The sequence below is a fragment of the Thermococcus sp. JdF3 genome, from assembly GCF_012027495.1.
Lineage (GTDB): Archaea > Methanobacteriota_B > Thermococci > Thermococcales > Thermococcaceae > Thermococcus.
The window spans coordinates 426,344-450,637 of record NZ_SNUK01000002.1 but is presented as its reverse complement, the minus strand read 5'-3'; the positions used below and the strand labels follow the sequence as shown (position 1 = coordinate 450,637).

At 56.4% G+C, this 24,294-nt stretch carries 30 protein-coding genes and 1 tRNA gene; 20 read left to right on the top strand and 11 right to left on the bottom strand.

Annotated elements, in window-relative coordinates; all coding sequences use genetic code 11:
- Window position 1: 1 nt before the first annotated feature.
- Window positions 2-412, bottom strand: a complete 411-nt coding sequence (gene cobZ / locus E3E42_RS05090) for an alpha-ribazole phosphatase CobZ (protein WP_167903058.1) — start codon at window positions 410-412, stop codon at window positions 2-4.
- Complete coding sequence (locus E3E42_RS05085; RefSeq protein WP_167903056.1) at window positions 409-1,050, bottom strand: diphthine--ammonia ligase; 642 nt, start codon at window positions 1,048-1,050, stop codon at window positions 409-411. Before E3E42_RS05085 ends, cobZ begins: the two co-directional genes overlap by 4 nt.
- Before the next feature lie 48 nt (window positions 1,051-1,098).
- Between E3E42_RS05085 and E3E42_RS05080 the strand changes: the two genes are divergently transcribed.
- The 7 genes from E3E42_RS05080 to E3E42_RS05050 all read left to right on the top strand — a co-directional run bounded on the left by E3E42_RS05080 (window position 1,099) and on the right by E3E42_RS05050 (window position 9,216).
- Complete coding sequence (locus E3E42_RS05080) at window positions 1,099-1,845, top strand: uracil-DNA glycosylase family protein (RefSeq protein WP_167903054.1); 747 nt, start codon at window positions 1,099-1,101, stop codon at window positions 1,843-1,845.
- Entirely contained in the window at window positions 1,833-2,717 is an 885-nt protein-coding gene (gene cbiB / locus E3E42_RS05075) for an adenosylcobinamide-phosphate synthase CbiB (protein WP_167903052.1), read from the top strand. The genes E3E42_RS05080 and cbiB overlap by 13 nt, the downstream gene beginning before the upstream one ends.
- Entirely contained in the window at window positions 2,702-3,670 is a 969-nt protein-coding gene (locus E3E42_RS05070; protein WP_167903050.1) for an aminotransferase class I/II-fold pyridoxal phosphate-dependent enzyme, read from the top strand. The genes cbiB and E3E42_RS05070 overlap by 16 nt, the downstream gene beginning before the upstream one ends.
- 31 nt (window positions 3,671-3,701) lie before the next feature.
- A complete protein-coding gene (locus E3E42_RS05065) occupies window positions 3,702-4,448 on the top strand; it encodes a class I SAM-dependent methyltransferase (RefSeq protein ID WP_167903048.1) in 747 nt (248 codons plus the stop codon).
- A 55-nt stretch (window positions 4,449-4,503) separates the two neighbouring features.
- Window positions 4,504-5,661, top strand: coding sequence for an MFS transporter (locus tag E3E42_RS05060; protein WP_167903047.1), 1,158 nt, complete (start codon window positions 4,504-4,506; stop codon window positions 5,659-5,661).
- Between the two features lie 217 nt (window positions 5,662-5,878).
- On the top strand, window positions 5,879-8,551 hold the full coding sequence (locus E3E42_RS05055; protein WP_167903046.1) for a valine--tRNA ligase: 2,673 nt from the start codon (window positions 5,879-5,881) through the stop codon (window positions 8,549-8,551).
- An 86-nt stretch (window positions 8,552-8,637) separates the two neighbouring features.
- Window positions 8,638-9,216: a ferritin family protein gene (locus tag E3E42_RS05050; protein WP_167903207.1), complete on the top strand. Its 579-nt coding sequence runs from the start codon at window positions 8,638-8,640 to the stop codon at window positions 9,214-9,216.
- Between the two features lie 28 nt (window positions 9,217-9,244).
- Here E3E42_RS05050 and trm10 read toward each other — a convergent pair whose 3' ends face one another.
- A complete protein-coding gene (trm10, locus tag E3E42_RS05045) occupies window positions 9,245-10,357 on the bottom strand; it encodes a tRNA (guanine(9)-/adenine(9)-N1)-methyltransferase (protein WP_167903205.1) in 1,113 nt (370 codons plus the stop codon).
- 96 nt (window positions 10,358-10,453) lie between these two features.
- Here trm10 and E3E42_RS05040 point away from each other — a divergent pair.
- Window positions 10,454-10,531, top strand: a tRNA-Glu gene (locus E3E42_RS05040).
- 198 nt (window positions 10,532-10,729) lie between these two features.
- Complete coding sequence (locus tag E3E42_RS05035) at window positions 10,730-11,725, top strand: class I SAM-dependent methyltransferase family protein (RefSeq protein ID WP_167903045.1); 996 nt, start codon at window positions 10,730-10,732, stop codon at window positions 11,723-11,725.
- Between the two features lie 13 nt (window positions 11,726-11,738).
- Here the strand turns inward: E3E42_RS05035 and E3E42_RS05030 are convergent, their stop codons facing one another.
- From E3E42_RS05030 to E3E42_RS05005, 6 genes are all read right to left on the bottom strand, one after another.
- Window positions 11,739-13,250 (bottom strand): AMP phosphorylase, encoded by a 1,512-nt coding sequence (locus E3E42_RS05030; protein ID WP_167903203.1) that lies wholly within the window; start codon window positions 13,248-13,250, stop codon window positions 11,739-11,741.
- Between the two features lie 122 nt (window positions 13,251-13,372).
- Window positions 13,373-13,621, bottom strand: a complete 249-nt coding sequence (locus E3E42_RS05025) for a hypothetical protein (RefSeq protein ID WP_058939460.1) — start codon at window positions 13,619-13,621, stop codon at window positions 13,373-13,375.
- An 89-nt stretch (window positions 13,622-13,710) separates the two neighbouring features.
- Entirely contained in the window at window positions 13,711-13,959 is a 249-nt protein-coding gene (locus E3E42_RS05020) for a hypothetical protein (RefSeq protein WP_206206007.1), read from the bottom strand.
- On the bottom strand, window positions 13,959-14,738 hold the full coding sequence (gene minD, locus E3E42_RS05015) for a cell division ATPase MinD (protein ID WP_058939462.1): 780 nt from the start codon (window positions 14,736-14,738) through the stop codon (window positions 13,959-13,961). The genes E3E42_RS05020 and minD overlap by 1 nt, the downstream gene beginning before the upstream one ends.
- A 173-nt stretch (window positions 14,739-14,911) precedes the next feature.
- The gene (locus E3E42_RS05010; RefSeq protein WP_167903043.1) at window positions 14,912-15,757 is read right to left on the bottom strand and encodes a slipin family protein; all 846 of its coding nucleotides are present in this window, start codon (window positions 15,755-15,757) and stop codon (window positions 14,912-14,914) included.
- Window positions 15,758-17,110 carry a nodulation protein NfeD gene (locus E3E42_RS05005; protein WP_167903042.1) on the bottom strand — a complete coding sequence of 451 codons (1,353 nt, stop codon included), beginning with the start codon at window positions 17,108-17,110 and terminating at the stop codon, window positions 15,758-15,760.
- 91 nt (window positions 17,111-17,201) lie between these two features.
- Between E3E42_RS05005 and E3E42_RS05000 the strand changes: the two genes are divergently transcribed.
- From E3E42_RS05000 to E3E42_RS04965, 8 genes are read left to right on the top strand one after another with little or no spacing between them, the layout of a single operon-like run.
- Window positions 17,202-17,522, top strand: a complete 321-nt coding sequence (locus E3E42_RS05000) for a hypothetical protein (RefSeq protein WP_167903040.1) — start codon at window positions 17,202-17,204, stop codon at window positions 17,520-17,522.
- Window positions 17,483-18,343 carry a DNA-3-methyladenine glycosylase gene (locus E3E42_RS04995; protein WP_167903039.1) on the top strand — a complete coding sequence of 287 codons (861 nt, stop codon included), beginning with the start codon at window positions 17,483-17,485 and terminating at the stop codon, window positions 18,341-18,343. The genes E3E42_RS05000 and E3E42_RS04995 overlap by 40 nt, the downstream gene beginning before the upstream one ends.
- Before the next feature lie 12 nt (window positions 18,344-18,355).
- Window positions 18,356-18,523 carry a hypothetical protein gene (locus tag E3E42_RS04990; protein ID WP_167903038.1) on the top strand — a complete coding sequence of 56 codons (168 nt, stop codon included), beginning with the start codon at window positions 18,356-18,358 and terminating at the stop codon, window positions 18,521-18,523.
- On the top strand, window positions 18,516-18,971 hold the full coding sequence (locus tag E3E42_RS04985; RefSeq protein ID WP_167903037.1) for a PIN domain-containing protein: 456 nt from the start codon (window positions 18,516-18,518) through the stop codon (window positions 18,969-18,971). Before E3E42_RS04990 ends, E3E42_RS04985 begins: the two co-directional genes overlap by 8 nt.
- Window positions 18,968-19,297 carry a hypothetical protein gene (locus tag E3E42_RS04980; protein ID WP_167903036.1) on the top strand — a complete coding sequence of 110 codons (330 nt, stop codon included), beginning with the start codon at window positions 18,968-18,970 and terminating at the stop codon, window positions 19,295-19,297. Before E3E42_RS04985 ends, E3E42_RS04980 begins: the two co-directional genes overlap by 4 nt.
- A gap of 59 nt (window positions 19,298-19,356) precedes the next feature.
- The gene (locus E3E42_RS04975) at window positions 19,357-19,965 is read left to right on the top strand and encodes a nucleotidyltransferase domain-containing protein (RefSeq protein WP_167903035.1); all 609 of its coding nucleotides are present in this window, start codon (window positions 19,357-19,359) and stop codon (window positions 19,963-19,965) included.
- Window positions 19,955-20,320, top strand: coding sequence for a HEPN domain-containing protein (locus tag E3E42_RS04970; protein WP_014789465.1), 366 nt, complete (start codon window positions 19,955-19,957; stop codon window positions 20,318-20,320). The genes E3E42_RS04975 and E3E42_RS04970 overlap by 11 nt, the downstream gene beginning before the upstream one ends.
- On the top strand, window positions 20,317-20,715 hold the full coding sequence (locus E3E42_RS04965) for a hypothetical protein (RefSeq protein WP_167903034.1): 399 nt from the start codon (window positions 20,317-20,319) through the stop codon (window positions 20,713-20,715). Before E3E42_RS04970 ends, E3E42_RS04965 begins: the two co-directional genes overlap by 4 nt.
- Before the next feature lie 114 nt (window positions 20,716-20,829).
- Here the strand turns inward: E3E42_RS04965 and E3E42_RS04960 are convergent, their stop codons facing one another.
- Window positions 20,830-21,336, bottom strand: a complete 507-nt coding sequence (locus E3E42_RS04960; protein WP_167903033.1) for a type II toxin-antitoxin system VapC family toxin — start codon at window positions 21,334-21,336, stop codon at window positions 20,830-20,832.
- Between the two features lie 59 nt (window positions 21,337-21,395).
- Between E3E42_RS04960 and E3E42_RS04955 the strand changes: the two genes are divergently transcribed.
- The 3 genes from E3E42_RS04955 to E3E42_RS04945 are packed head-to-tail and all read left to right on the top strand — an operon-like array spanning window position 21,396 to window position 23,860.
- On the top strand, window positions 21,396-22,163 hold the full coding sequence (locus E3E42_RS04955; protein WP_167903201.1) for a LamB/YcsF family protein: 768 nt from the start codon (window positions 21,396-21,398) through the stop codon (window positions 22,161-22,163).
- 4 nt (window positions 22,164-22,167) lie between these two features.
- Entirely contained in the window at window positions 22,168-22,863 is a 696-nt protein-coding gene (gene pxpB, locus E3E42_RS04950; RefSeq protein ID WP_167903032.1) for a 5-oxoprolinase subunit PxpB, read from the top strand.
- Window positions 22,856-23,860 carry a biotin-dependent carboxyltransferase family protein gene (locus tag E3E42_RS04945; protein ID WP_167903031.1) on the top strand — a complete coding sequence of 335 codons (1,005 nt, stop codon included), beginning with the start codon at window positions 22,856-22,858 and terminating at the stop codon, window positions 23,858-23,860. The genes pxpB and E3E42_RS04945 overlap by 8 nt, the downstream gene beginning before the upstream one ends.
- Here the strand turns inward: E3E42_RS04945 and E3E42_RS04940 are convergent.
- Entirely contained in the window at window positions 23,857-24,291 is a 435-nt protein-coding gene (locus E3E42_RS04940; protein ID WP_167903030.1) for a UPF0179 family protein, read from the bottom strand. The genes E3E42_RS04945 and E3E42_RS04940 overlap by 4 nt on opposite strands.
- Window positions 24,292-24,294 lie beyond the last annotated feature (3 nt).

Sequence of the window (24,294 nt, the reverse complement as noted above, 5' to 3'; positions counted from 1 at the left end):
GTTAGTCCCCCTCGAACAACCTCGTCATGCAGCCAGCTATGAAGCCGCCGATGGCGTCATCGAGGAATGGAGGAAGCTCCTTTAAAATCCCTGGCTTTCGCGTGTCGTAGTAGAAGAAGTTGAAGAGCGCCATCTTGCCGCCTATCAGCTCGGCAATGCTTATCCCTATCAGCTCGTCGGCAACTAAGTTCACCGGGTCGCCCTCAACTTCAAAGTTCTCCTCAAGGAGGAGCGCGGCCGTGAGCAAAGCTTGGACGTTGATGTCGTCGAGGTACCTCAGCATGAGGTTTTTGAGTTCCTCGCGGACTTTTTCCTTATCCTCGCCGATGTAGAGTTCCATGGCAGTTTCCAGCATGGCGTTGAGGGTTATGCCCTTTGATTCGAGCTGAAAGAGGAGTTCTTTTCGTTTCATTCTCTCACCAGCCTGAACCTTATCCAGTAGTACCTCTCGCTCTCCTCAGTCGAGAGAACCTCAAGAGCAAAGCGCTCCTCAAAGAGCGGAGATGCTAAAACAACCGTGTGAAACTCCCCAAATTCTCCTATGGGATCTATTCCTGGATTGTTCTCCAGAAAACGCTCCAAGTCATCAACCGAACGGAAGGTGTAGCCAAGCCACTCCTTGCCGAGCTTCTCTTTCTTTACTGCGATTATCGCGTACTCAAAGCCAGTCCTCAGGATTTCCTCCGCGAGTTCCTTTGTGTCCCTCCTCCAGAGGGGCTCAAGGGGCTTAACCCCCGCCTTTTCTGATAGCAACTCAACCCACTTCAGGTGATCTTTGAGCAGAACGTCCCCGGCTATTAAATAGTCAACGCCAAGTGAACCTATGAACTCGGCTAGGACTTCACTCCCGTCCGCCATATCGAAGGCGAGTAACTTCCGCCCCATAGCTTTAGCCAGAGTTTTCAACGCTTTAAGGTTCTCCCAATGGGGTGAGAGACCGATGGTTGTCTTCAGTGCGAGTAGGTAGGGAACCTCGATTCCACCTTTCTCGGCCAGATGAAGTGCGTAAAGTCCGTCCTTTCCACCTGAAAAGAACGCTACCCCCTTCAACCTATCGCCCCCGTCACGGTTATAAAGACGTTGGCACTTTTATCCATTATGCTCCTGAGGTTTGAAGAGCTAAGAAAAGTCGGCGACGTTTACATAAACCCCAAGAACTTCAAGGTTGCACCCCTCTTTATCCGGGACTGGAGGGACCTTCTGGGCCTCGATGAGGGGACTTACGGCCCCTACGCCCGGACGATTTACAATCCGGAACAGCGTTTTCTCGCCGTGGACAGAAAAGACGAAAAGCTTGCTAAGGAGCTTGAGACCCTTTACCGGGAGCTTCTCCGTCGGCCCCTGCGGTTCTGCCGCGAGGAGTACTACCGCTACCAGCTTGAGGTGGGCGAGTTCGATGGCCTGCCATTCGCCAACGGCTGGCCAGGCTCGGGAGTGGTGCTCGTGGGGGAGGCGCCGGGAAGGAAAGGCTGCGGGAAGACAGGGATATGCTTCTACCGCGATGCCTCCGGAATGCTCCTAAGGAAGACGCTCTTCCAGCTCGGCATTAACCCTGACTTCGTCTACATCACCAACGTCCTCAAGTGCAACCCGCCGGAGAACAGGTTGAGGGGCTTCGGGGAGGGTGATCTTAGCCTCCTCCAGCGGGAGCTTGAGATCCTGAAGCCAGAGGCCATATTTGCCGTCGGCAGAACGGCGGAGAAGGCCCTGAAAAGACTTGGCTATGAGGCCGTCTACCTCCGGCACCCCGCCTGGTACGTGCGCAGGGGCGTGAGGGAACCGAAGGGGGAGATGCTGGAGGAGTACTCAGTGATAAAGGAGGCCTTCGGGGAATGGAGGTTCTGACGGTTTTTCTACTCTCCCTCCTCTGGGACCTGCTCATTGGAGAGCCGCCGGCGTTAGTCCACCCGGTTGTGTGGTTCGGTAAGCTGGCGGAGTTTTTTGACGAACGCTGGGAGCGAAAAGGTCCTCTCCCCGACTTCTTAGCCGGAACGCTGACAGCTCTGGTCGTTCTTCTCTTTGCCATTGCCCTCTCACTCCTACCGTTCTACCTTCCCTTTCCCCTTAACTACGCTCTCGCGGTTTACCTCCTCAAGAGCTCCTTCGCGATAAGGAGCCTCCACGAGCACGTTTCGAGGGCGATAACCGATAACATCGAGAAAAAGAGGAAGGCGGTGTCAAGGATAGTCAGCAGGAACACTGAGACCCTCGACGGGGTGCATCTTAACTCTGCGGCGATAGAGAGCCTCGCCGAGAACCTCAACGACTCGGTTATATCTCCACTCTTCTACTTCCTCCTCTTCGGCCTTCCAGGGGCACTGGTTTACCGCGCCGCTAATACACTCGACGCGATGCTGGGCTACAGAAACGAGCGCTACGAGTTCTTCGGCAAGTTCCCGGCGAGGCTCGACGACCTCCTCAACTTCGTCCCGGCACGCTTGACGGTTCTCCTCTACCTCCCGTTCGGCGGACGGAGGGTTTTGAAATACTACCGCCTCGCTCGCTTCAAGCTCAACTCCGACAAGCCGATTGCGGCCATGTCAGCGGTTCTTGGGGTCATGCTCGAAAAGCCCGGTTTCTACCGCTTTCCCGGAAGGGGGCCGGTCAACGACGACATAAGGCGCGCCCTGAAGGTTTACTGGCTCATAGTTGCCGAATGGGTGATTATAGTTACGCTACTCCTCGCAACGGGGGTGTTTCCATGCTTGAGCCCGTGAGGTTCTCAACTTATCACGGCGGGAGCAGAAAAGAGGGCTACCTCGACTTCTCGGCCTCGCTGAACCCATATCCGCCGGAATGGCTCGACGAGATGTTCGAGCGCGCAAAGGAGCTTAGCAATCGCTACCCCTACTACGAGGAGCTTGAGGAGGGGCTTGGAGAACTTGTGGGCGGGCAGGTAACGATTACGGCGGGCATTACGGAGGCTCTCTACCTCCTCGGAACGCTCGCGCTCCGCGGGAGGAAGGTGGTGATCCCGCGCCACACCTACGGCGAGTACGAGCGCGTTGCCAGAATCTTTGGGGCAGAGGTAGTTAACGGCCCGAACGAGCCGGATAAGCTTGCGGAGCTGGTCGAGAGAAACTCCGTGGTGTTTTTCTGCAACCCGAACAACCCCGACGGCAGGTTCTACCGTGTTAAAGAGCTGAAACCCCTCCTCGATGCGGTGGAGGACAGAAAAGCCCTCCTAATCCTTGACGAGGCCTTTATAGACTTTGTCAAAGATGCCGACAGCCCCGAAGGGGAGAACATCGTAAAGCTCAGGACCTTCACCAAGAGCTACGGCCTGCCCGGGATAAGGGTTGGCTACGTTCTCGGCTTCAGCGAGGCATTTAGGAGCGTCAGAATGCCCTGGAGCATAGGCTCAACAGGGCTTGCTTTCCTTGAGTTCCTGCTCAGGGACGGCTTCGAGCATTTAAGGAGGACGATGCCCCTGATCTGGCGGGAAAAGGAGAGGCTGGAGAAGGAGCTCAATGTTAAAAGCGATGCCAACTTCTTCATCAAGCGCGTTGGGAACGCGAAAGAATTCGCCGAGGCCCTCAAAGGACACGGAATCCTTGTGAGGGACTGCACGAGCTTCGGTCTGCCGGAATACGTCCGCTTCTCCGTCAGAAGACCGGAGGAGAACGGGAGGCTGATCGAGGCCTTCCGGAAGCTGGGAGAAGGGTTTTAAATCTGAAGGGGTATTCATTTTTGGTGATGACATGCACGAGCTCTACACGGTCCTTGCCGAGTACTACGACGCGATCTACCGGAGAAGGGCCGAGCGCGTTGGGAAGGAGATAGACTTCGTGGAGGAGCTCTTCCGGAACGAAGCCGAACGAGAAGTAACGCGGGTTCTCGACCTTGCCTGCGGAACCGGAATCCCAACGCTCGAACTGGCGGGGCGCGGTTACGAGGTGGTCGGCCTCGACCTCCATGAGGAGATGCTTACCGTTGCGAGAAGAAAAGCCGAAAGGGAAGGGCTTAGCGTCGAGTTCATTCAGGGAAACGCGCTTGAGATTGATCTTGAGGAAGAGTTCGACGCCGTGACGATGTTTTTCTCCAGCATTATGTATTTCGACGATTCTGCAATTCAACAATTATTTAATTCTGTAAGACGGGCGCTGAAACCGGGGGGCGTTTTCATCGCCGACTTCCCGTGCTGGTACTACGGCGGAAGGGACGGCCCGATAGTATGGGACGAGCGGAAGGGCGATGAGCGGTTAATCATAACCGACTGGCGCGAGGTCGAGCCAGCCTTCCAGAAGCTCCGCTTCAAGAGGCTCGTGCAGATAATAAAGCCCGACGGGAGCGTTAGGGCCTTCATGGTGGACGATGAACTGAACATCTACACACCGAGGGAGCTGAGGCTTTTGGCTGGGGGGCACTTCAGGAAGGTCAAAATCTACGGAGACCTCCACGAGCTTAGGCCAAACGACCGGAGGTACTGGCTGGTGGCGGTGAAGTAACCCCAAACTTTTTAAACCCCCATCCACTTCTGTGCAGGGGTGATGCCTATCGTTCATGGAAGGAGGAAAGCGCGGTCTGGAATGGCGCTACACAGCGGCGGCACTGCTGAGTTCGCTGGGCTCGGCGGTACTGGGCCCTTACCTGAGCCTGTGGCTTAAAACGGTGGGCCTCAGTTTTTCGGAGATTGGCCTGGTTCAGGGCGTTTCTGAGATCGTCCAGCTCCTAACGGACTTTCCAACGGGCGGTTTTGCGGATAGGTACGGCAGGGTGAAAACGTACGCAGCGGGGAGTGCTTTCTTCGGCACCGGACTCCTGATGATAGCGCTCTCCAGCGGCCTTCCTATGGTTCTCCTGGGTTCGGCAATGACCGGATTCGGGGCGGCGCTGGTCAGCGGGACGATGATACCCTGGCTGTACGATTCCCTTGGCGACGGCAACAGGGTCAAAGACGTCCTCAGCAGGGTCAAGGCGCTCTCAGGGCCGGTTCGATTTGCTGGTGGTCTTTCCGCGGGTTATCTGGCGTCACTCGCACCGAATCTGCCCGTGTTGGCCGCGGGACTGCTCTCGATCGCATCGGCCCTCACGGCGTACCTCCTGCTGCCGGACAACTACGGGACACTGAAAAAGAGCTACGTTGAGGTGCTCAAGGAGGGTCTGCACGAGCTCAGGCACAACCGGGCAGTTCACTTCCTCCTGGCTGCTTCATTCCTCCTCAGCTTCTCCGCCAGGGCGTTTTTCACTTTCTGGATGATACTGCTTTCGGGCAGGGGACTTCCAGAGATGTACATGGGTCTGCTCTTTGCACTGATGGTGCTGTCCACCTCCGGGGGAGCGCTGATTGCAAAGAAAATCAGTCCCACACCAAGGGCACTCGCCGCATTAACGGCACTGTGGGGACTTGAGATACTCCTCCTCGGCCTTGTGGAGGGCCTTGCACCCAGTATTCTGCTGCTTTTTGTCATTGAAATCACGCTGGGAGCCAGATTTCCTGTGATGGCCGTTGTCAGGAACAGATTCATCCCATCCGAAGCCCGTTCGACCGTTAACTCCGCGATGAGCACGATGGCGAGTGGCTTCATGGCCGCCGCAAACATCTTCGTTGGAGCACTGGCCTCTTCCTTTGGCCTGGAAACAGCGTATGAAACAGCCGGAATCCTTGCCCTCGCATCTGCCATTCCACTGCTGTTGCTCTCGGAATTCGATCAAGAATGAGGGTTCTTTCATTTTTTAACCCCAAACTTTTTAAACCTCGGGCTCATTTCTATACCCCGGTGGTGCCTATCGTCCACCGTAACGCCGATTTCGACCTTTAGTAAAGCCTTCCGCGCTTCTTGGTTAGCCTCTACTCCGGCACCACCGGCGTTGCTAAGATTTTTAAGCCGCCCTTCTGAGGGTAACCCATCTTCAAAAATCCAAAAGGGTGATACCCATGCTTCCTAAGACCTACGACCCGAACGAGATTGAGCCGAAATGGCAGAAGTTCTGGCTGGATGAGAAAATCTACAAGTACGAGCTGGACGAGAAGAGGCCGAGCTACGCGATAGACACGCCTCCCCCCTTCACGAGCGGAACGCTCCACCTCGGCCACGTTCTCAGCCACACCTGGATTGACATCATAGCGCGCTACAAGAGAATGACCGGCTACAACGTGCTCTTCCCCCAGGGCTTCGACAACCACGGGCTTCCGACGGAGCTCAAGGTGGAGAAGGAGTTCGGAATAAGCAAGGACCAGCCTGAGAAGTTCCTCCAGAAGTGCGTCGAGTGGACATGGCAGGCTATCGAGGCGATGCGCAATCAGTTCATAAGGATTGGCTACTCCGCCGACTGGGACCTTGAGTACCACACGATGGACGACTGGTATAAAGCGGCCGTGCAGAAGTCCCTCCTTGAGTTCTACAAGAAGGGAATGCTCTACCGCGACAAGCACCCCGTCTACTGGTGCCCGAGATGCAGGACGAGTCTGGCCAAGGCTGAGGTTGGCTACGTGGAGGAGGACGGCTTCCTCTACTACATCAAGCTCCCGCTCGCTGACGGCTCCGGTCACGTGCCGATAGCAACCACGAGGCCCGAGCTGATGCCGGCCTGTGTGGCTGTTTTCGTCCACCCGGAGGACGAGAGGTATAGAGACGTCGTCGGCAAGAAGGTGAAGCTCCCGATATTCGAGAGGGAAGTGCCGGTTATAGCCGACGAGGACGTTGACCCGAGCTTTGGAACCGGTGCCGTTTACAACTGTACCTACGGCGACGAGCAGGACGTCGTCTGGCAGAAGCGCTACAACCTGCCGGTTATCATCGCCATCAACGAGGACGGCACCATGAACGAAAACGCCGGCCCCTACGCCGGCCTTAAGGCGGAAGAGGTGCGCGAGAAGATCGCTGAAGACCTCGAGGAGATGGGCCTGCTTTACAAGAAAGACAAGATACGGCACCGCGTGCTGAGGCACACCGAGAGGAGCAGCTGTATGGCCCCGATTGAACTGCTCCCCAAGACCCAGTGGTTCATCAAGGTCAGGGACTTCACCGAAGAGATAGTCAAGGTGGCGGAGGAGATTAACTGGTATCCGAGCGACATGTTCCTCCGCCTGAAGGACTGGGCCGACTCGATGGACTGGGACTGGGTCATAAGCAGGCAGCGTGTGTTTGGAACGACACTCCCGTTCTGGGTCTGCAAGAACGGCCACGTGGTTCCGGCGAGGGAGGAAGACCTTCCGGTTGACCCGCGCTTCGACAGGCCGCCCGTGGAGAAGTGCCCGGTCTGCGGTGCCGAGCTTGAGCCGGTCATGGACGTCCTCGACTGCTGGGTCGATTCCAGCATAACCCCGCTCATCATAAGCAGGTGGCACGATGCAATCAAGGGCGATGAGGAGGCAAAGCGCTGGTTCGAGCACAACTTCCCGACCGCACTCAGGCCGCAGGGAACGGACATCATAAGGACGTGGGCCTTCTACACGATATTCAGAACCCACGTTCTCACGGGAAAGAGACCCTGGGACGACGTCCTCATCAACGGAATGGTGGCCGGCCCGGACGGCAGGAAGATGAGCAAGAGCTACGGCAACGTCGTCGCACCTGACGAGGTCATACCTAAGTACGGCGCTGACGCGCTCCGCCTCTGGACCGCCCTCGCTCCGCCCGGAGAGGACCACCCCTTCAAGTGGGAGACCGTCGACTACAACTACCGCTTCCTCCAGAAGGTCTGGAACATCTACCGCTTCGCCGAGAGGCACCTGAGCGATTTCGACCCAGCCAGCGCTCCGGAGGAGCTTGAGCCGATCGACAGGTGGATACTCTCCAGGCTGCACCGCGTCATCAAGTTCGCCACCGAGGAGATGGAGCGCTACCGCTTCAACCTGCTCACGAGGGAGCTCATGACCTTCGTCTGGCATGAGGTCGCTGACGACTACATCGAGATGATCAAGCACCGCCTCTACGGCGACGATGAGGAGAGCAAGCTCAAGGCGAAAGCGGCACTCTACGAGCTGCTCTACAACGTGATGCTCCTCCTCGCTCCGTTAGCCCCGCACATAACCGAGGAGCTCTACCAGGAGATGTTCAAGGGCCACATCGGTGCCAAGAGCGTGCACCTCCTCGAGTGGCCGAAGTACGATGAGGGCAGGATAAGCGAGGAGGCTGAGAAGCTCGGAGAGCTGGCCAGAGAGATAGTCGGTGCCATGAGACGCTACAAGAACGGCCACGGCCTGGCTTTGAACGCCAAGCTCAAGCACGTGGCCATCTACGCCACCGACAGTTATGAGGCACTCAAGACCATCGAGAGGGACATCGCGGGAACGATGAACATCGAGAGGCTGGAGATAATTAAGGGCGAGCCAGAGCTGGAGGAGCGCATCACCGAGATAAAGCCCAACTTCAGGACCGTCGGACCCAAATATGGCAAGCTCGTGCCGAAGATAACCGCCTACCTCAGGGAGAACGCCAGAGAAGTCGCCAGGGCACTCAAAGAGGCAGGAAAGGTCGAGTTTGAGGTGGAGGGGCAGAAGGTCGAGCTGGGCAAGGACGACATAGTGCTCAGGAAGGCTGTCTTCAGCGAGGGCGAAGAGGTAGAGACTGCCGTCGTTGGGGACGCTGTTGTGGTGTTCTTTTAAATTTTTAATTTCTCTTTTGGTTCCATCCCCGGTATCTGGGCTACCTTTTTATATCATGGTTTCTTGTATTTACAACGGTGAGGGACATGAGCCGGGCGCTTGAGCTGTTCATGGAAAAGGCCAGCGTTCGAGAGGAAGTCAGAGAGGCCGTCAGAGAACTTGCAGAGAGACCCCTTAAGGAGATACTCGCATACATGATCAGAGGAGAAGTTGATTCCACTGGACTCTACAAGTTCCTCTACGAGAAACTGCCGGATGGGTATCCAAAAGAGAGATTTAAAAAGTTCTTTGAAATGGAGCGGAGCCATGACTTAGAGGTTTCGAGACTGTTCCGGACACTCTTCCCCGGTGAGGGAGTTCCTGATGTCCGCCTGAAGAGCTGGGCTCGAGTATTCTGGGAGAGGGATTATCGTCTCGGGACTGTCGGGGATTACCTGAAGGTCCTCCAAATTGGCATGGACGCGGAGCAGCTTTCTGAGATGGTATACAAAATGCTCGCGGAACTTCTCGAAAACCCGGAGCACAAGAAGCTTATGGAAAGTCTAGCGGAGGATGAGCGTGAACATTATGAGTTCCTGAAGGCTGAATATGACTTCTACTCAAAGATCGAACGCCAAAAGGCGTTGAAGGAATTAATAGATGAGATCAAAAAAGAGGATGGATGATAACACTTTTGATCCTGTTTAAACATTTTCAACAGTTGTAGCACAGCATCGCCGCTTTTTTGAGCAGGATCACGCGATAGAGCTTTCCGTTTATTATCCTCGGGCTTGAAAGCTTGTTTAGGCGGTGTATCCTCTTCCGCTCGAGCGCTATCAGGTCGAGCTCCCTCAGTACCTTCACGAAGTCCTCCCAGCGGATTTTGAGCCATCTGGAGTACTCATCAAACAGCTCCTTCTCGACCACCCGGTAGGTCTTACCGTTCACCCTGTATCTAATCGCACGCTTGGGGAGCTCCTTCCTCAGGCGCCAGCGGGCATGGAGGGGCTCCTGGAACTCATAAACTGCCTCGTCCATAGACTTCCCCTCCACCATCATCTTGAGGATTATGCCGAGGATGCGGTTTATTCTGTCGGGGACGCCTATGACGTCGCCCCTTAGGACTATCTTCCTCCTGCGGACTTTTATCCCGGCCTTCTCAAGCTCCTCGCCGATTTTGGGGGTGGTTTTCTTTTTGTTCCCGCCGGTGTCGACGATGCCGCCGATTATAAAGGCCCCGACATCGAAATCCTTCTCGCTCAAAACCTCCTCCGCCCAGGGGTCGAGGAGGACCACCTCGTCGATGTCGTTCTCCCTCAAAAACTCCGCCGTCGGCCCGGCGTAAGGTGTTATTCTATCGATGGGGCCCTTAAACATTCTTCCGAACTCATCGTTCGCCCACGTTACGGCGAGCTCCCTCCCCGTGAAGTAGTCCCTCAGCAGGCCGTAGCTCTGGCTCACCTGCAGGCATACCTTGCCCTTCTCCTTCTGCGTGTGTTTGTTCCAGTGATAGAGGTCGATTATGAAGTAAGGCCACCCGGGGAGCTTTGAGCGGAGCTCTTCGGGCATCAGAACCGGCTCGAACTTCTCCATCATGCACAGCGGGGCGTAGGCGTAATGCGAGCCCTCGACACGGTTGCCGTTCAGGTCCCAGGCCACTGCGGTTTTCTCCGGGACACGGAATATTGCTCCCTTTCCGGTGATTATCTCCACTGCCACATCCTGGAGCTTGCTCTTTGACTTCCTGAACCTCTTTGAGAGCACTCCGAAGCTCTCGATCCCCTTCTCTTTCAATGCTTCCCTGAAAACATTGGCGAGCGTCTTCATGGCCATCGGTTGAGGGTCGGGCGGAGGTTTAAAAAGTTTGCCTGCGGTTTTCCCCAGACGAAAGATTTTTAAACGCTCGCCCTTCCCTAATATCGAGCCCCGGTGGTGTAGCCCGGTCAAACATGCGGGCCTTTCGAGCCCGCGCCCCGGGTTCAAATCCCGGCCGGGGCACCATAAGAAACTTTTTGCATGGCAAAAGTTTCATCAAAAGTTTGTGGCTCTGTTCTATAACCTGAGAGGTCATAAAAACACAGTTTACCCACCGTTTTTAAGGAGAGCCACAAACTTTTCATTCGGTCATCTCTACGGTTAGTGACGGAAGGTTTTTGAAGTTTACATTGTGTCCATAATAAAATCCGCATGGTGAACCCGATGCTCGCCGTCAAAGTTCCCAAACAGGAGGCGGAAAAAACCCGCAGGAAACTAATCGACCTCGGCGTCCTGGCGAAAGGATACGCCGTCAAACGGGAGGGTGAGTTTATACTCTTCCCGGTCACGGGGCCCGTAGAGGGCTTCAAGCTCGTCGAAGCCGACTTCGAGAGGCTCGAGAGAAGACCCCACAGCTACCGCGAGGTCGTTGAGGTTCCGGACGAGGTTAGAGGGCTCCTTCCGAGCTCCTTCGACATAATCGGCGAGGTTGCGATAATCGAGCTTCCGGAGGAGCTGATGCCCTATGGAAACGCAATCGGCGAGGCGATTCTCAAGGTTCACCGCCACATAAAGGCCGTCTTCGCCAAGGGGAGCAAGATTTCTGGAGAATACCGTGTGAGGGAGCTTATTTACCTCGCTGGCGAGAGGAGAACGGAAACTCTCCACCGCGAGAACGGGATAAGGTTAAAGCTCGACGTTACCAAAGTTTACTTCTCCCCCCGCCTGGCCACGGAGCGGATGAGGATTTTCGAGAAGATGCACCCTGGGGAGGTCGTCTTCGACATGTTCGCCGGCGTCGGGCCGTACGCGGTACTTCTGGCTAAGAAAGCAAAGCTCGTCTTCGCCTGCGACATCAACCCATGGGCGATTCGCTACCTTGAGGAGAACATCAGGCTGAACAAGGCCGACAACGTCGTGCCGATCCTTGGAGACGTGAGGAAGGTGGCCGGCAAATTTGAGGCCGACCGGGTGATAATGAATCTCCCCAAGTTCGCCGACCGCTTCCTGAGGGAGGCCATGCTGAGCGTTAGGGACGGTGGAGTTGTCCACTACTACGGCTTCGGCCCGGAAGAAGACCTATACTCCGAGCACGAGGCGAAGATTAAGGCGGTGGCGAGAGAGCTCGGCTTCACCGTTGAAATTCTCGAGCGGAGAAAGGTTCGCCCCTACGCGCCGCGGCAGTTCAACATCGCGATCGACGTTCAAGTACTGAAGTAAAGAGAAAAAGGGATTAAATATTGCCTATCCTCTGAAGGACCATCCCCTCTATTCTTATGGGCTCGGTTCTCCTTGCAAGGACTATCGCCTGGTCGAGCCTGGCCTCGCTCTCCGCATGGATGGTGAAGAGCGGATCGCCCTCCTTGACCTTCTCCCCAACCTTGACGTACAGCTCGATTCCCGCGCCCTTGTCCTCCGGTGCCCCTGCGGCCCTGGCTATTCCCGTGATGGCCTTGTTGTCTATGGCGGTGATGTAGCCGCTGGTCGGTGCGGTGAACGTGTAGGTCTTGTCGCCAACCGGGATGTCTTCCGGCTTGATGTCCGGGTTGCCTCCCTGCTCCTCTATTATCTCGCGCATCTTCTGGTAGGCCTTTCCGCTCTCGAGTATCTCGCGCGCCATCTTCTTTCCCATTCCGGCGGGTGCAACACCGCCCATCTCCAGGAGGACTCCGGCGAGCCCGGTGGCCTTCTCTATAAGGCTGCCAGGACCGGTGCCCGCCATAAGGGCCTGGAGTGCCTCCCTCGCCTCGAGGGCCGGGCCAACGGTGTGTCCAATCGGCTGTCCGCCGTAGGTTATAGCCACCTCGACGTACTGGCCGAGCCTCTTGCCCAGTTCAATGAAGTCCCTCGCCAGGGCCCTGGCCTGGTCCACACTCTCGACCTTGACGCCCTTGCCGGTTGGAATGTCGATGAGAACGTACTGGCTGCCCATGGCGTACTTCTTTGACATTATGCTGGCCAGCATCAGACCGGTCGGGTCAATGCTGAGAGCGCGCTCCGATTTGATGGTTATGTCGTCGGCCGGGGCGAGGTTGAGGGCACCGCCCCAAACCATACATGCGCCTATCTTCTCCACGATGCGCTTTATCTCGTCGAGGGAGAAGCTGACGTCCGCAAAGACCTCCACGACGTCCGCCGTTCCGGCCGCGCTGGTTATTGCCCTTGAGCTGGTCTTGGGGATGGTGAGGCCGGCGGCGGCAACGATGGGCACGACGAGGATGTTGGTCTTGTTGCCGGGGACGCCTCCAATGCTATGGACATCCATTATTGGCTTTCTGTCTATGTCGAGCATATCGCCTGTCTCGGCCATGGCTATCGTCAGGGCGGCTATCTCGTCCATATCGAGGCCGTTTATCTCAAGCGAGGTGACGAATGAGCTTATCTCAATGTCGCGGAGCTTCCTGTCAACGATGTCCTTGATTATCGTCTCTATCTCCACCTTTCGAAGCTTTCCTCCGTTCATTTTCTTCTTTATGTAGCGGACGCTCTCGGGCGTGCCGCTCGGAATAACCGTGACCACCTCACCCTCAGAGAAGCTGTGAAGTTGAAGAACGTCCCTGCTTATTCCGATCTCTCCCTCCTTAACAAGACTGCTTATGACTACGCTACCATAAACCGTTTTCTTGCCGGCCTCAAGCTTTACGAGATCATCCGGGTGAAGCTTGGCCTTCATGGCCTCTTTCTCATTTATAAAAACCGAGTATCTCCCGCTGTACACATCCAGTATCCTGACCTTCACCTTCACTTCCATTCCCTCCTGTGAGTTTAGTTCCTAGTATTGTGCGGAAGAATACTTAAACTTTTTCAACTGATGTACGGGAAAAACATTTTAAAAAAGGGATGGGGTCTTGCAGGATAATGTAGAAATCATCTGCTGAGGCCATGAACCTGCTCTGTAATCCCCTGATACTCACCCTTGAGCTCACCCGTTCTGAGGAGAACTCCAACGATGTCGCGGGCGATTTCCCTGACTGCGGGCGGCAGAAGTCCATCGCCCCTCAGGTAGTAGCTCACGACCTCACTCAGGGGGGCGCTCACGAGTCTGCCCCTGAAGACGCGGACGGTCCTATCATCGACCTCGACTATCCTGTCTGGATAGCCGAGCCGGACCTTCATAACAGCCCACCCCCATTTTAGAGTTAATAGAACAGACCTTTTAAAATTTAACGCCCCAAAAATGTTTAATAACAAAATGGTTAAAAAGCTTAGAGGTTCCTGACTTCCTCGTCAATGGACTCTTCGAGGGTCTTTTCCCACTCCTCAACATCAAAGTCTATGAGCTCGCTTTCGAGGTCCTCCTTGAGGCTTGAGACGCGCCTCTTGAGGGCGCTCTTGGTCTCCTCGTCGTAGACGACGTAGTAGGGGTTGCTTTTGGCGGAGTAGTAGAGCATCAGAAGGATTATGTTGAGGATTATGAGGATGACCACGATTCCATACACGAGGGCGTCGGCCATCACTTCTTCCCTCCAAAGAGTGCCTTGAAGACCCTCTTTATGGGGCTCTCTGGCTCGGGCGGTTGCCACTTGATTCCCGCAAGTTTGGCCGCAAGCTGTTTGATGGCTATTGCCGACGGGCTGGTGGGGTTCTTGATTACCAGCGGGACACCGTAGGCGCTTGCACGCTTGACTTCGGGATCCTCGGGTATCACCGCCAGAACCGGAACCTCAAGAATGGCCTCTATCTCCTCCTGGGTGAGTTCGGTCTTCTCGTTGGTTACCCTGTTGAGTATCGCTCCGAGGGGGAGTGTTCCGAGCTTCTCGGCGATGAGCTTGGTTTTAAGGGAGTCCGTGATCGCGGATATCTCGGGGTTGGTAACGATTATGAGCTCTTTGCCTATGAGAAGGGCGGTGACGGATGTCATTTCGAGGCCAGCGGGGGCATCGATGAGGACGAAATCCGCCATCTGGCCTATCTCCCTGATGAGCTGCCTGAGCTTTTCCGGCTTGGCCTTCTTTATCTTCTCCAGGCTCAGTCCTCCCGGTATGACCTTGACTCCCGCTGGACCTTCGTAGATGGCGTCCTTGAGGTCCGCTTCGCCCGCCAGAACGTCGTGGAGGGTTATCGGAATGTCCTCCATTCCAAGGACGAGGCTCAGGTTCGCCATCGTGATGTCCGCGTCCAGCAGAATGACCTCCTTTCCGAACTGGGCCAGAGCAACACCCAGGTTTGCAACCGTCGTTGTTTTACCAGTTCCACCTTTTCCAGATGCAAAAACAATTGAACGGCCTTCCAAAGTTAACACCTCCGGTGTAAAGCGCTAACGACGCTTTCCCGCGATAATCACTGTGACCTTCGATTTTATACGGAGTATTCAGTTTGCGTGTATGAACTATGCTGGCAATGCTTTTATTTTTTGCGGTTCATCTAAAGACGTGGGAAAAAGATAGAGGAAAAACTATTCGTAGTTCACTCCCCTCCCGCCTTTGCCCTGGCCTCGGCCTCCAGCTTCTCCTGGACTTCCTTTTCAAGCTTTACCCTGGCCATCTCCGCGGTGTCCGCCAGGCTCCTGAAGAGCTTGAGCATCTCCATCGGGAGCGGCAGGATGATCACGTTGCTCTTGTCGCTGGCAACATCGCTTATGGTCTGGAGCGTCCTGAGCTGAAGGGCCATCGGGTGCTGGGACACTATCTCAGCGGCGTCGCGGAGCTTCTCAGCGGCCTGACGCTCCGCCTCTGCAAGGGTTATCCTGGCCCTCCTCTCCCTCTCGGCCTCGGCCTGCCTGGCCATCGCCCTCTGCATTCCACTCGGCAGCTCAACGTCCTTTATCTCGACCGTGCTGACCTTTATGCCCCATGGGTCGGTTGCCTCGTCGATTATCTTCTGGAGCTGGAGGTTGAGCTTCTCCCTCTCGCTGAGCAGCTCGTCGAGGTGGGCCTGGCCTATGACGCTCCTCAGCGTGGTCTGAGCTATCTGGCTCGTGGCCATTATGTAGTTCGCCACCTGCGTCACGGCCTTCACTGGATCGACGACGCGGAAGTAGACCACGGCGTTCACCCTGACGGGCACGTTGTCCTTGGTTATGGTCTCCTGAACGGGCACGTCGAGGACCCTGGTCCTGAGGTCCACTATGACGGCCTTCTCGAAGATCGGGATTATGAAGAACAGTCCAGGCCCTCTGGCTCCCACGACCCTTCCAAGGCGGAAGATGACGGCCCTCTCGTACTCCTTGACTATCTTTATTGCCGTCGCCAGGATAATCAAAACAAACAACAAAACAATCGAAATGACCACGGTACTTGCCGTTATGGCCATTCATTCTCCCTCCTTCACTCCATCAACTTTTTCGACGATGAGGGTCAACCCCCTGACTTCAACAACTTTGACCTTCTCCCCGACCGGGATTCTCCTCCCGTCCCTGCTCTCCGCCTTCCAGAGTTCCCCACGAAGCTTGACGACGCCCTCAGGGTCTACGTCTTCCACGACCTTTCCGACTTCCCCTATGAGCTCCTCTTTCCCGGCCTCGGGCTTTTTCCTGTGTGCCCTGATCACGGTCGCTGCACCGAAGAGGAAGAACAGCCCGAGCAGTATTGCCATGACCAGTATCGCTATACGCAGTACTGAGTACGTCTCACTCGTCACCAGGTACTCACCTCCGGCTCCGGTTCCGCTGAAGAGCAGAATGCCCCCTATGACGAAGGTCACAACCCCCGCGACTGTGAACAGGCCAAAGGTCGGCGTCAGGGCCTCGGCTATGAAGAATATTATCGCCAGAACTATGAGGACCAGACCCGCGCTGCGGTATCCGAAGTAGCCCAGTCCGATGAGGCCGAGCACCAGAAGTATGGCCCCTATGGTTTCCGGCACGTGCCAGCCGGGGGTTAAAAAGCCGAATATCAGCCCTATGAAGCCTATGTTCAGAAGGAGGTACGCTATGGTTGGGTCGGTTATGTACTTTACAACTGTGTCCCTGAAGGATGGCTCCAGGTAAACCACGTTCGCGTTTTTGATGTGCAGCACGACCTTCCCCTTTCCCTTGACCGGCATCTTTGTCTCCATGCCGTCGGCTTTCTGGAGGAGGTCGTCAAGGTCGGTCGCTATGACCTCAATGACCCCGTGCTTCATGGCCTCCTCGGGGGTTACGCTCCTGTCCTCGGTTATAAACTCCGCCGCGAGCGTCTCGTTCCTGCCGCTCATCCGGGCCAGCTCGCGGAGGTAGGCCACGTAGAAGTTGGTTATCTTCGGCGGGGCTTCGACGATGCTTCCGTTCTGGCCGTAGCCGAGTATCGGCCTGCAGGCCCCTATCACAGTCCCCGGGGCCATGGCTATGAGATGGGAGCTCAGAGCGATGTACGTTCCTGCGGATGCTGCCATTCCGCCTGAGGGGTATACGTAGATGATAACCGGGACCCTGGCGCTCTCAATCCGCGTTACTATCTCCTGCATGGCGTCGGCCCTGCCGCCGGGGGTGTTCAGCTCTATGATTATGGCGGAGGCATTCGCCCTTTCGGCCTCGCTTATGTATCTGTCGAACTGATCGACTGTATAGCCGGTTATCATTCCATCGACCTTTGCAACGTAAACTGTGTTCCCCTGTGCGTGTACTCCCGGCTGAAGAACGAGCACCATGAAGAGCACCAGTGCCGTCAGCGCAACCTTGGGCCGCATACTTACCCCCTGATATCAGTACTACTAAAGGGTTTAAACCTTTTGCCTGCCTTCCAAAAGTGATTTATATGTTGTGCGGGAATTCAGCAACATGGGGCTGAAAACTCTGGCCAAGCTCTACCGCGTCGCCAGGGGTGATGAAAAGGTCGCGAGGGCCTGGGAGCTCGTCCGTGCGGCCGCCGGATACAGCCTGCACGAACCCTACTGGGACTTCCTGAGGGAGAACTTCGAGGTTCGTGCGGAAGAGGTTAAAGAGGCCATGCGCTTCCTAGAGGAAAGGGGCGAGCTTCAAATCAAGCGCTCCGTCGATGGAAAGAGGCTCTACGTCTCGACCCTAAAGGATATAAGGGAGAACCCCGTTAGGCTCGACCGATGGCTGAGATCGATCTCGAAAAAACGGCCCGCGAGATGATACGCAACGGCACGTGGGTATTTAAGGACGGGACGTTCTACCAGGCCATCAGGCTGAGCACCGGAAGGGTCGGAATCGTTGCCTACGACGGGGACTTCCACTTTCCCGGGGATTGGGGGAGGAGGGAGCGAAAAGAAGCGAGGGATAGGCTGGCCTTTGTTCTCGGCCTCGATACGGACCTAGATTCATTCTACGCCGAAATGAGCGATTCCCCCTTTGCTTTTCTCATTGACGAGTTCTACGGCCTGACGGTTCCAGCAGCGCCGAGCCCGTACCAGGCCCTGGTTGAGACGATAGCCCAGCAGCAGGTCAGCTTCGAGTTCGCCCAGAGGACGATTAGAAACCTCGTCGAACTGGCAGGAGAGCCCGTTGGGGGCATCTACGCCTTTCCGCGTCCTGAGAGAATAGTGTCTCTGAGCGAAGAGGAGCTCAAAAAAGCGAAGCTCGGCTACCGCGCCGGTTACATAAAGGGCCTCACGGAGCTGTACCTGAGCGGAAAGCTCGACCTTGAGCTCTGGTACTGGGGCGTTGATGACGCGATAAGGTATCTCACGAGGTTCCGCGGAATAGGGAAGTGGAGCGCCGAGCTGTTCCTCGCCTACGGCCTCAGGAAGAACGTCTATCCTGCGGGTGATTTAGGGCTGAGGAGGGGAATAGCAAAGATTTTTGGGAAGAGTGTCAAAGAGGTTAAGGAAAAGGACGTCCGCGAGGTCATTGAACCCTACGGGAAGTGGAAGGGGCTTCTGGCGTTCTACGTCCTCTGCTACGACAGGAAAACCGAGCTGGAGAGGAAGTTTAAAATACAAAACCGCCGAAGTTAGGCCGGTGGTGGGATGCTGGTGGACATGAAAACCCTCACCCTCATAATGGAAACCCGAAGGAAGAGGGCCCCCAAGAAAGGCTCCGCCGGAAAGATGCTCGGGATACTCGAGGGAAAACTACCGGAGGGCATGACGAGCGTCGAGCTGATAAGGAAACTCAGGGAGGAATGGTATGATTAGGGTGTACATCGACACGAACGTCCTCCTGAACGTCTGGTTCAAGGAGGAAGACCCAAAAACAGGGGGCAGGTTGTGGGAAGCCCCACTGAAAATCCTGGAGCTCGTTGAATCCGAGAGGGTTGAGGGTGTAGTTTCGATATTCACGCTGATGGAGGGTGCCCACGTCTTCAAGAGAAACAACGTCAGCCCGGAGAGGGTCAAGGAGATCGAGGACGTTGGCATAGAGGTCTACGTCCCTAACGAGCTTGTTTTGATCGATGCCTTCTCCTTCCAGCTGACACTTGGAACTGACCCCTATGACTCGGTAGCACTCGCGTCTGCACTCGCATCGAAGTGTGACGTCCTCATAACCCGGGACAAGGACTTTCGGAGGAAAGCAGGGGGAGAGATCACGATGATGAGTCCCGAGGAATTCCTTGAATGGCTTCGGTCGCGTGAGGAACCATGAGGCTGGAGATAACCCTGCCCAGGGAGAGATTCAAGGCCCTGAAGGGGAGGGACGTTAAAGCCATCATCGAGGGGAACCTTTCAAGGGTTGAAGAAACGCTCAAAGCGGAGCGCGAGGAGTTTCTGCGCGGAAAGATGGGAAAGCTTGAGGAGAAGCTCCGAGAGATGGAGGGGGAGATTGAAGAGCTCAGGGAGTTCTACGAGAAGGCTTTGAGGGACAGGGAGCTCATGACCGCCGAGCGCGACAGGCTGAGAAAGGAGAACGAGGAGCTGAGGAAGGCCGTTGAGGAGAGAAAGCGGGAGCTTGAGAGAGTTCACGGATCGTGAACAAGCCGTTCATGGAACGTGAACGAAAAGTTCATAAATCATGAACGAGAGCCGGTAACATGCATGAACTGGTATCAACCGAAGAGAGGATCAGGATCCTCGCCTACGCGCTTGAGCGCCATCGGGTGGGGGTCGAAGAAACCGCGAGGGCAACTGGTCTAAGTAAGGGCCTCGTCTCCAAAACCCTGCACCTTCTTGTGAAGTACGGCATGGCCAAGAAATCCGGCAGGGGATTCACTGTACTCAGCGTTCCGAGAACCCGGGAGCTCAAGAGGTTCATCAACTTTATGTGGCTCTTCAAAAAGCTGGAGCCCCTGAAGAGCGGGTGGGTCATTGCCCTCGGGGTGTACGGAAGCTTTGCAACCGGGGAAAATACGCCAGAAAGTGACCTCGACGTCTGGGTCTTCGTCGAGAGGCCGAGCATAGCCAGATCCGCCTCCCTGAAGAGGGAGATAGAAAAGTCCACCGGCAGGGAGGTCAATCTCCTCGTTCTCACGCCTGAGAGGGTTAGAAAGCTCAGAACCAACGACCCGGTTTTCTACTACTCACTCGCCTACGGCTCGATGATAATATGGGGGGAGAACCTTGAGCGGATTCGAGAGATGCCTCGAAAGGAACCTGTTGAGAAGGGTTCCCCCGTCCCTAGAGAAAGGCTGGTTGAGCATTAAACGCGCCGGGGACTGGCTCGAAGAGGCGAGGAGAAACCTCACCTACGGCTCGTACCGGACGTCCCTCATGGCATCTTATATGGCCATGTTCCACGCCGCCAGGGCGGTTCTTTTCCGCGACGGCTGGAGGGAGAAGAGCCACTACTGCATCGCCCGTTACCTTGAGGAATTCTACGTTAAACGCGGGAAGCTGGAGGGGACGTGGGTCGAACTCCTGGACAGAATGAGGGAGCTGAGGCACGAGGACCAGTACGACATAGTCTATGAACCCGACGCTGAGGAGGTCGAGGAGGCGATAAAAATAGCGGAGGAGTTCTTATCCCTCATGAAAAAACTCCTGGAGGAAAAAGTATGAGGCTCATCATCAGGCCCGAGAAGGGCTTCGGGAAAATCGAGGTTGAGCTCGATGAGAGCCTGTGGAAGAGTATCGAGGAGCTTGCCGGGCGCTACGGCGTTTCTCCCGAGAGGGTCGTTGAGATAGCTTTAACCGGCGAGTTCCGTGAGCCGAAGGGGAACCTTGAGGAGCTCGAGGAGAGGGTGAAGGAGCTCGAGGAAAGGACGTGGGAGCTTGAGAAGGAATACGCCCCGCTCCGCTTCAAGGCCTACGGCCTGAGCGAGGACAATAAAATCTTGGCCATTGAGCTGTCTGGCCTGATGGCCGAGAACAGCGGGCTTAAGAGGTTCCTGGGGAGGAAGCCCGAGCGCAACATCGAGCTGAGAAAGCTTATATCCTACTACCTGCAAGGTTGAACCGCGGATGATGACAGCGAATTGCGCGGATCGGTGAAGAGCAACGCTATCTGACGCCGTCCCGGGCGGGCCATGACGATTCCAAGACGGGCTGAGCCGAGGCGATGACGTACCCTATGAGCGCCGAGCCCGTCCGGGGCGTTTTCTCCGGCGCTTCTTCCTCGGTATCAGCCTCACCGGGCTGCCGCAGTCCGGACAGACGCCTTCCGGCGGCATCTCTGAGAAACGCTTCCCGCAGCCGATGCAGACGTAGTTCCAGCGGATCACGCGCTTTATCCCGCGCTTGAGTGTTTTGAACTCTATCCCCAGGGTTTTCGCAACGTTCTGGAGGTTGTAGTCGTCGGTGAAGAGAATACCTTTAAGCTCGTAGGCCAAAGCCAGAACCTCAACGTCAGCCTCGCTCAGCTCGCCGAGCTCGCCCGTCTTTCTGGCTGCTTCCCTAACGGCCTCAATGCTCTCCCTCGACGGCTGGAGAACCCTGACCTTCCCGGCGCTTATCAGGCCCTCAAGGAAGAGCCTGGACTCGGGGTCCTTAACCTCCCTAACAACCCCAGGAGATGTGACACCCTCAACGTCGAACCCCTGGATGAAGACCGCCGCATCGATGACCTGAACCTTCATGGCCTAAACTCGGGGAAACCCTTTTTTAGATTTCCGTCGAAATGAAGCCGGTGGTGGGAATGAAGGTCGATTTAAACTCCGACCTCGGCGAGAGCTTCGGGAGGTACAGGCTCGGCCTCGACGATGAGGTAATGAGCTACATCACGAGCGCGAACGTAGCGACGGGCTGGCACGCAGGTGATCCTTTGGTCATGAGGAAGACGGTAAGGCTCGCGAGGGAGAAAGGCGTTGCCGTTGGTGCCCACCCGGGTTATCCGGACCTGCTTGGTTTTGGAAGACGCTACATGAGGCTCACCCCTGAGGAAGCGAGGAACTACGTCCTCTACCAGATTGGGGCGCTCTACGCGTTCACAAGGGCTGAAGGGATCGAGCTCCCGCACGTCAAGCCCCACGGCGCGCTCTACAACGCCCTCGTCAAGGAGGAAGAGCTCGCGAGGGCCGTCATCGAGGGGATAGCGGACTTCGATAGGAACCTGATATTCGTCACCCTCTCCGGCTCAAGGCCGGCGGAGATGGCGGAGGAAATGGGGGTTAAGGTTGCCCACGAGGTCTTCGCAGATAGGGCCTACAACCCGGACGGAACCCTCGTCCCGCGCTCCCAGCCAGGGGCTGTAATCCACGACAGGGAAGCGATAGCCGAGCGCGTTATCTCAATGGTCAAGGACGGTGGCGTTAGGGCGATAAACGGGGAGTGGGTCGAGCTGAAAGCTGACACCATCTGCGTCCACGGCGACAACCCGGAGGCGGTGGAGATAGCGAGCCACATCAGGAAGGTTCTCGAGGAGGAGGGCGTTAAGGTAGTGCCGATGAGGGAAATCGTGCGGTGAGACCATGGAACCGACAATAAAACCCGCCGGCGACTCGGCACTGGTCATCTCCTTTGGCGGGGCCATAGACGATGCGGTAAACAGGAGAGCTCACGCGGTGGCGAGAGCGATAGAGAAAACCGGATTTGAATGGCTCGTTGAAGTGGTGCCGGCTTATTCGACGGTCTACGTTTTCTATGACCCTCTCAGGGCTGGCTATTCCGAGGTCGTCGCTGCCGTCAAGCCCCTGCTCCAGGTTACCAGCGAGAGGTTTGAGGGCAGGCTCCTTGAAATCCCGGTCGTTTATGGGGGTGAATACGGACCCGACATCGAGTTCGTGGCAAAGCACAACGGCCTGAGCGTCGATGACGTGATCGAGATACATTCCAGACCGACCTACCGCGTCTACTTCCTCGGCTTCCTGCCGGGCTTCGCATATCTCGGCGGCATGGACGGGAGGATAGCGGCTCCAAGGCTCGAAAAACCGCGCTTAAAGGTCCCCGCCGGCTCGGTAGGGATAGCCGGAAGGCAGACCGGCATCTATCCCCTCGAGAGCCCCGGCGGGTGGAGGCTCATCGGAAGAACTCCGCTCAGGCTCTTCAACTCGGGGAGGGAACCCCCAACCCTTCTACGACCGGGCGACATTGTGAGGTTCGTTCCCATCGATGAGTCGGAGTTCAGAGAGCTCTACGAGGCCGAATGGGGGGAGGGGGATGATTGAGCTCCTAAAGGTGCCATCGCTGCTCACCGTTCAGGACGCCGGGAGGAGAGGCTACAGAAAGCTAGGCGTTCCGGTTTCGGGCTACATGGACGACTTCTCCGCCAGAATAGCCAACTACCTCGTCGGAAACCCCGGGGATGCGCCGCTCCTCGAGTTCCTCCTCGCCGGGCCGACGATAAAGTTCAACGCATCGGGGGTCTTTGCAGTTGCCGGTGACGTTGACTTAAGGCTCAACGGCGTTCCGATCGAACCCTGGACGAGCCACTGGGCGAAGAAAGGGGACGTCCTTGAGGTCGGCACTTTAAAGACGGGCCTCTACGGCTACATCGCCTTTGCAGGCGGGATAAAGTGTGAGCCGCTCCTCGGGAGCTGCTCGGCCTATCCCAAGGCCGGCCTTGGAAGGCCGCTGAAGGCAGGGGATGTGTTAAATCTCGGCTACGCGATACTAACCGGGAAGGATGGGAGACCCCTCCCGCCGGAGCTGAGGCCGGACTATTCGGCTGAGGAAAAGACCGTCCGCGTCGTTCTCGGCCCCAACCTCGACCACTTCACCGAAGAGGGAATAGAGACCTTTCTGAGTGAGGTCTACACGGTAACACCGGAGAGCGACAGGATGGGCTACCGCCTCGATGGAAAGGCCATAGAGCACTCGGAAAAGGGTGCGGGGATAGTGACCGACGCCATACCGACCGGTGCGGTTCAGGTTCCGGCCAGCGGAAGGCCGATAGTGATGCTCCGCGATGCCCAGACGACCGGCGGCTACGCGAAGATAGCCGTCGTTGCAGCGGCTGACCTCCCCCTGGTCGCCCAGAGCCGGCCGGGGGAGAGGCTGAGGTTTGAGGCGATAAGCGTCGATGAAGCCCGGGAGCTGCTGATTAGGCGCGAGAAATCCCTGATGGCCATCAGGGATTTCCTTGATGGGGAGATGCGGGCCTACAGGATCATGGCGGGGGGAGAAGAGCTGATTGCGTTCACAAAAGTGGAAAGAAGGGGTTAATCCTTCTTGCGCATGACCTTGACGTGCTTGTAGGTCTTGCCGTTGCACTCGACGTCGCCGAGGATTTCTATTATCTTTACGTGGTCGCCCTCGAAGAGACCTTCCGGCTGGAAGAGACTGCGTTTTTCCGGGTCGCTGCATTCTGAGAAGTGGAGCTTTATCACGGAGCCCGCTATGGCCAGCCTCGGCTCTATCGCTACTTCGATGCTGGGCTCGACGACTTCGACGACGCGAACCTTGCCCTCGTGAAGCGGGCAGGAGTGTGAGGGCATGCTCCTCACGCGGAGGATTTTGTATCTCCTGCCGGGTTCGAGGTTTCCGACGCAGACTCCTGCGAGCTTGCACGTCTTGCACGGTTCTGCCGGGCCGTAATATATGAATTCAACCCCTGGTCTTGCCAGCTTTTCCCCAACTAACGTGATTATTGCCATTCC